This window comes from Streptomyces ossamyceticus, assembly GCF_001418475.1.
In the GTDB taxonomy this organism is placed as follows: domain Bacteria; phylum Actinomycetota; class Actinomycetes; order Streptomycetales; family Streptomycetaceae; genus Streptomyces; species Streptomyces ossamyceticus.
Window position 1 is genome coordinate 1 of the sequence record NZ_LIQX01000674.1, and the last position, 6,882, is coordinate 6,882.

The following is a 6,882-nucleotide window of genomic DNA, read 5'->3' on the forward strand; positions in this document are numbered from 1 at the left end:
CGGACGCCCTGCGGCGGCTCCCGGAGTACCACGAGGCGCGCCGGGTCGGTCCCGGCGGGCAGGTCGAGGGTGACGGGAACGTTGTAGTGCACCGCCCGCTCGTCCTTGATCTGCTCCAGGTAGACCTGTCGTTGCTGCGGGGTCACCGGGTAGGTGTCGGCGTCGGGCGCGGCCGGGATGCGTGCCGCGGCGGTGGCGGTGGAGTCCCGCAGCAGGGCGGCGAGACGGGCAGGCGTACCGCTGCGCAGGACCGCGCCCGCCGGGCAGTGGCGGCCCAGCCGTTCCTGCGCGCCGGCGGCGATCAGGGTGGCGGTGAGCGAGTCGGCGCCCAGGTCGCGCAGGTCGTGGTCGGTGCCGATCCCGGTCAGGCCGAGTGCCGCCTCGGCCAGTTCGACGAGCGTGCGCTCGACGTTGTCGGCGGGCGCGGTGTACGGGGTCGCGGCGAGCAGGGGTGAGCCGTCGGGGTCGGGAAGCCGGCCCCGGTCCACCTTGCCGGTGTGGGTGAGCGGCAGCCGCTCCAGGGGCACCAGGTGGGTCGGGACCATGTGGCCGGGCAGGGTGCGGGCGAGGTGTTCGCGCAGTTCCTCCGGCCCTGGCGGCCGGGGGCCGGCGTAGTAGCCGCACAGCCGCAGGTCGCCGCGGCCCGGCATGGGCCGTGCCGTCACGACTGCCTCGGCGACCCGGGGGTGGTCGAGCATGGCCTTCTCGACCTCGACGGGTTCGATGCGGAACCCCCGGATCTTGACCTGGTGGTCGCGGCGCCCGAGGAAGTCGATGACTCCGTCGGGCCGCAGGCGCGCCAGGTCGCCGCTGCGGTACATCCGGCCGCCGGGGACGAAGGGGTCCTCGGTGAACCGCTCGGCGGTGAGGTCCGGCCGGCCCAGATAGCCGAGGGTGACGCCCGCCCCGCCCAGGCACAGTTCGCCCGGCACACCGACGGGGCACAGGCGCCCCGCCTCGTCGAGGACGTACGCGGTGGAGTTGGCGATCGGCCGGCCGATGGGAATGCGGCGGCCGTCCAGATCCTCACGGGTGACGCGGTGGGTGAGGGAGAACGTGGTGTTCTCCGTCGGCCCGTACCCATTGACCACGGTCAGTTCCGGGCAGGCGTCGAGGACTTTCGCCACGTGCGGGGAGGAGAGCGCGTCGCCGCCGACGACGAGTTCTCTCAAGGGGCGGAACGCTTTCGCGTCCTGTTCCACCAGTTGGTTGAAGAGCGGGGAAGTCAGCCACATGGTGGTGATCCGCCGCGTGCTCAGTTCCCGGCCTAATTCGAAGGCGTTGAGAATGACCTCCCGGTCGGCCATGTGGAGACTTCCGCCATTCAGCAGCGGTCCCCATATTTCGAAGGTGCTCGCGTCGAAGGCGACCGAACCGGTGGGCAGCATTCTCGTGTCCGGCCCGAATGCTACGTATTCCGTTCCTTTGACCAGCCGGACCACGTTGCGGTGCGTGACCTGGACGCCTTTCGGCGTGCCCGTGGTGCCGGAGGTGTAGCAGATGTACGCCAGGTCTCCGGCGGACGCGGGGTCGGCCGGCGGCCCTGCCCCCGTGTCCTGGAGCCCGGTGGTGGCGGCCGGAAGGGGCGCGGCGGCGTGCTCGTGGTCCCGGACGTCCACGGTCAGGACCATGCCGTCGAAGGGCGGGGCCGTCGGGAGGCCGGGGCCGGTGACCAGCACCCGCACCGAGGAGTCGGCCAGCAGCCAGCCGGTGCGCTCGGCCGGGTGGTCGGGCTCCAGCGCGACGTAGGCCGCTCCGGCGCGGAGGATGCCCAGCGCCGCGACGACCAGTTCCGGGCCGTGCGCCGCACGGAGTCCCACCCGGTCGCCGGTACGCACCCCGCAGGTGCGCAGCGCGGCCGCCAGGTCCGCCGAGCGCCGGTCGAGCTCGTGGAAGTCCATCCGACCGTTGGCCCAGGTGACGGCGGTGGCCTCCGGGGTGCGCCGGGCCTGCTCGGCGAAGAGCCCGTGGACCGTGGCCGTGTCCGGCCAGTCGACGGCCGTGTCGTTGAGGGTGCCGAGGATCAGCGCCGGCTCGCCCTCCGCGAGAAGGTCCGCCTCGCCGACGGTGGCGTCGGGCCGACGGGCGAGGAACTCCCGTACGCGCAGCAGATGCTCGGCGAAGCGTTCCATCGTGGCCGGTTCGAACAGGGAGGAGCGGTACGCCAGGCGGGCCTTGTCCCCCTCACGGATCAGGAGCAGCTCGCACGCCTCGCCGGGCGCCGTCGCGGCTTCCGTCTCCGTCGCGGCCGTCGGGGCGCCGGGGACCGTGTGGTCCGCGTACCTCACGGGCGTGCCGGTCGAGGGCCCGGCGGGCTGCGGCGCGGCGCACCCGGCCAGCAGTGCGTCGACCGGTCCGGCCGAGTCCACGGTCAGCGCCAGGGCTCCGCGATCGGTGTCGACGAGGAGCCGGCGGTGGCCGGTGTACCGGTGCAGCAGCACGGCGTACGCGGCGAGGAGGAGGGCGCCCTCCTCCTCGCCGGCGTTGTGGCGCGGCAGGGGCGGCAGGTCGACGGTGAGGGTGTGGAAGGGCGCCGTGCCGCTGTCGAGGGTGCGCGGGTGGTCGGTGACTAGCAGGACGGGTTCGCCGGCGTCAGGAGCCGGAAGGGACGGTGTCGTTCTTGGTCTGCTGGTCATCGGCCGCGGTCACCCCCAATTTGAACGGGGTACGACGGAAGAGGACGACCGTGAGGATGCCGGGCGCGGCTGCGAGCGCGGCGACGGCGATGATCAGCCCGTGGTAGTGGCTGTCGGTGAGCAGGAAGCCGCCCAGCGCGGAACCGGCGGGCAGGGCGCCCGCCATCACCGTGCGCATCAGCGTCATGGCGCGGCCCCGCATCTCGTTGGGCACCCGGGTCATTCGCACCACACCGCCGAGGACGGTCATGGGCGCCGACAGGATGCCGTTGAGCGCCAGCCCGAGCAGGATCCAGGGCAGCGCGGTCGGGATGAGGAAGAACAGGACGGCGCCGGAGAGCAGTTGGAAGACACCGATGCGGAGCATCTGCTTCTCGGAGGTCTGTACGGCGCCGGAGACCAGCGAGCCGATGAGTTCGCCCGCCGCCATCACGGCCAGCATGAGGCCGAGGACCCCGGGCCCGCTGCCGAACTCGAACTTCGCCAGCCACGGCAGCGCGACCACCAGGGCGCCGGCGGAGACATTGAAGGCGCCGAACGAGAGCGTCAGCACCAGCAGGAACCGGTCGCGGACGATGAGCCGGAAGACGGGCGCCCAGCCGGGCCGCTGCGGTGCGTCACCGGTGGTCTCCGCCGGCTCGGGGCGACCCATCGGGGCCTTGATCCGGCTGATCAGGAAGGCGAAGAGCAGGTAGGTCGCGGCGTCCAGGAGCAGGACGTTGGGGGCGCCGAAGAGGGTGATCAGACCCGCGCCGATGGCCGGGCCAAGGACGTTGGCAGCGCCCATGGCGGTGGCTTCCAGGCCGGAGGCCGCCTGGAGCTTGTCGGCGGGCACCAGTTCGGGCAGCACGGCGGGTGTGCCGGCCAGCGGAATGATCTTGAGGAAGCCGTACACCAGCGCCACGACGTACAGGTGCCAGACATGAAGGGAGTCCGCGAAGGCGAGGAGCGGGATCAGCGCGACGACCACGCCCCGGAACACCGAGTCGTAGATGAAGAGCTTGCGCCGGGAGAACCGGTCGAGAAGCGGGCCGACGATGGCCCCTCCGGCGATCACCGGGAGCGTGAGGCAGACTCCCAGGATTCCCAGCCCGGCGGCGCCGGCCTCCTCCACCGTGATCCAGGCGAGGGCGGCGTACGTGGCACCGTCGCCGAGCAGGTTGAGCACCAGAGCCGACCAGAGCAACCGGTAGTCACCGATGCGCAGGATGGCCAGATATGCTTTCACGTTCCATACCGTTCAGTAGGCCGAGATGGGCAAGCTGAGCCAGCGGGTGGCATGAATGCGCCAACACCGCCGCGAGTGTGCGAATGGAATAGACGCCAGGGCGTGACGTGCCGGCATGCCTGCGGGCATGCGTCGACGGTCCCGGCGTTCTTACGTATGACCTGTCAGGCGTGCTCGTTTCCGGCTCTCGAGTCCGGAATCCCCCGTGCGAGTGTCCTCAAGAATTGCCCCCACCCCCGTGGTGCGGCTGCCGGAGCAGCACGCGATTTCCGCCGAGAGTTCTAACAGTTCGCGTGAAACGCGTCAACGACGGTGGAGTCAGGAGGAATGGCCTGTTCCGCAGCTTGAGTTCGGGCGGTGGGCGACGTCGCCGAAGAGCGGGCCGGACGCGGCTTCGCTCGCTCTCCCCCGTCGGCCGGCCTCCGCGGCTTGCGGCCCGGACGGGTTCCTGGACCGGTGTGACGGCCGGATGCACGCCGCTGACCACGGCGAATGGCGGCGGCGGGAGGGGGCGACCCCTTCGCCGCGGGGCGCGTACGCCCGGCGTGTGGGGGCCGGGGGGCGATCCGGGAAGCCGCCCGGACGGCTCGCGGGAGGGGCTCGGCGATCGGTGTGTGCGGCCGATTGATCGAGTTCGTTACGGAAACCTGCGCTTTTCAGTCATGATGACGACACAATTTGCTCGACTTGCGGCCAGTGAACCGGCGGTTTTCCCGCAGTTTCCCCCTCGGGGCGGCCGGCCGACGACCCGCCGTCGCCGCCTGCGCAGCACCCTGGCGAGCGCCGGACCGAGCTGTCGTTCAAGGGTGCGCAGCGGCTCGACCCGTCCGGCCGCACGGTCGATCCGGTGGTACTGCTGGGGCGGGACGCACGGCAGCGCTCGACCGCCACCACCTCCGCACCCGGCCACAGAACCGCGCTGAGGACGGTTCGGGGCGAGAGAGACGGACTCGCGCCGTGGCGGCGCACATGTCGATGGGGTTCCGGCTCTCCCTGCCTGCGGTGCTCGGTGAGTTGATCAAGGTGCGGGGGAGCCTTCACCACATGAACGACCGGGTCGCGCGCAGAGATTCGGCCGCCCACCCACCACCCGGGTCGCCGCCTTCCTCCGGGGAACGCCCACCATCCCCGGACACCACCTGTCGGCGGGCTCACGGCGGCACTCGGCCATGACGGGACGGCCTGCATCAATTCCCGAAACATCCTGAAAGGCTGTCCGGACAGGCACCTGGTCGGTGGCGTCACAACAGCCTGGATGGCGCGGAACCCCAGGCAGGCAGCCCCATCCCGAATGAGAGCGATGTTCCTCACAATCATCGACTTCGACGCGTGCCGATGTAGAGTGAAGATCGCCCTTGACCTGCACAAAGTAGGCAGGGAGCCGTCTTAACAGGAGTCCAAAGTGCTGCGTACTCTCTTCAAGTCCAAGATCCACAGAGCCACCGTCACCCAGGCCGACCTGCACTACGTCGGGTCCGTGACCATCGACGCCGATCTGCTCGACGCCGCCGATCTGCTGCCCGGTGAGCTCGTGCACATCGTGGACATCACCAACGGCGCCCGTCTGGAGACGTACGTCATCGAGGGCGAGCGGGGCTCCGGGGTCATCGGCATCAACGGCGCCGCGGCCCATCTCGTGCACCCCGGAGACCTGGTGATCATCATCAGTTACGCTCAGTTCACCGACGCCGAAGCCCGGACGATGACGCCCAGGGTGGTGCATGTGGACGGCGACAACCGGATCGTGGCCCTCGGCGCGGACCCGTCCGAACCGGTACCGGGCTCGGACCAGCGGCGCAGCCCCCAGGCCGTCACGGCCTGAGTCCACGGGCGGCCGCCCGGTGACGCCGACCGTACGCGAGGAGAACCGCATGAGCGACATCGAGATCCGCGACGACCGGGCCGGCGGCCGCCTGGAGGCCTTCGCGGGGGACGAACTGGCCGGACACATCCAGTACTTCGTCCTGGAGGCCCCGCGGCGCGCCCTCGTCCCGGTCCACACGATCGTCGAGACCGCGTACGAGGGCCAGGGCGTCGCCGGTTCGCTGGCACGGTGGCTGTACGGCACGGCGGAACGCGAGGGCATCGTCGTCGCGCCGCTGTGCCCGTACGTCGTGAAGTGGGCGGAGCGGCACCCCGACGAGGCCCCGGCTGCCGACCCGGAGCTGCTGCGGGCCGCCAAGGAGTGGCTCATCGCCCACCCGGAGGGATTCTGATGGGCGAGGTGCTCGCCCTGCTGCACACCTCACCCCTCCACATCCCCGTCTTCGACGCCCTCCGCGACGAGGCCCACCCGGGGCTGGAACTGCGGCACTTCGTCGCCGAGGATCTGCTGACCCGCGCGGGCACCGACGGTCCCGCGTCGGTCGCCGGCGAGGTCCGGACCCTGCTCGACGCGGCCGTCGCCGAGGGCGCCGCGGCGGTGCTGTGCACGTGCTCCAGCATCGGCGCCGTGGCCGAGTCGACCGACGTCGGCGTGCCCGTGCTCCGGGTGGACCGCCCGATGGCGGCCGCCGCCGTGGCCGCCGGGCCGCGGATCGTCGTCCTCGCCACGGTGCGCAGCACCCTGGCCCCGACGGCGGCCCTGATCGAGGAGGAGGCGACGGGCCCCGTGGAGATCCGCACCCTCCTCCTCGACGACGCGTGGGCCCTGTTCGAGGCCGGTGACACCGAGGGCTACGCCCGCGCGATCGCCGGGGCCGCCGACGAGGTGACGGAAGCCGACGCGATCGTCCTGGCCCAGGCGTCCATGACGCCCGCCCGGCGGTGGACCACGACCACGATCCCCGTCCTGTCCAGCCCCCGACCGGGGCTGGCGGCGGGAGCGGCGGCGGTGCGGGCGGCCTGACGGGCGCTGGTGGCGGTGCGGCCGACCGGGTGACTGCCCGTGGGGCGCCCGGGTACTCGTGGCACAAGTCCATGGCCGACATCCCATGGCTGGAGGACACGATGACTCACCCAGAACCGGACCCCGTGCGGCCCGGCCCCACCCCGGGCCCGGGCCGCACGGGGTCCGGT

At 71.7% G+C, this 6,882-nt stretch carries 5 protein-coding genes; 3 read left to right on the forward strand and 2 right to left on the reverse strand.

Translation table 11 applies throughout. From position 1 onward, the window contains the following. Positions 1–2,636: amino acid adenylation domain-containing protein (locus AOK15_RS36285; RefSeq protein ID WP_055522764.1), on the reverse strand; the 2,636-nt coding region annotated here is incomplete at its 3' end. Beyond that, a complete protein-coding gene (locus AOK15_RS36290) occupies positions 2,593–3,864 on the reverse strand; it encodes an MFS transporter (RefSeq protein WP_055522766.1) in 1,272 nt (423 codons plus the stop codon). The genes AOK15_RS36290 and AOK15_RS36285, both read right to left, overlap by 44 nt. Before the next feature lie 1,402 nt (positions 3,865–5,266). Between AOK15_RS36290 and panD the strand changes: the two genes are divergently transcribed. The 3 genes from panD to AOK15_RS36305 are packed head-to-tail and all read left to right on the forward strand — an operon-like array spanning position 5,267 to position 6,712. Continuing rightward, complete coding sequence (gene panD / locus AOK15_RS36295; RefSeq protein WP_055522768.1) at positions 5,267–5,686, forward strand: aspartate 1-decarboxylase; 420 nt, start codon at positions 5,267–5,269, stop codon at positions 5,684–5,686. A gap of 49 nt (positions 5,687–5,735) precedes the next feature. Next, positions 5,736–6,080 (forward strand): GNAT family N-acetyltransferase, encoded by a 345-nt coding sequence (locus AOK15_RS36300; RefSeq protein WP_055522770.1) that lies wholly within the window; start codon positions 5,736–5,738, stop codon positions 6,078–6,080. An 8-nt stretch (positions 6,081–6,088) separates the two neighbouring features. Then, positions 6,089–6,712: an aspartate/glutamate racemase family protein gene (locus AOK15_RS36305; RefSeq protein ID WP_055522772.1), complete on the forward strand. Its 624-nt coding sequence runs from the start codon at positions 6,089–6,091 to the stop codon at positions 6,710–6,712. The last annotated feature ends 170 nt before the right edge of the window (positions 6,713–6,882 follow it).

What these genes read in the sequence shown, in the direction of transcription:
- AOK15_RS36300 (WP_055522770.1), top strand. Translation starts at nt 5,736, where the DNA reads ATGAGCGACATCGAGATCCGCGACGACCGGGCCGGCGGCCGCCTGGAG.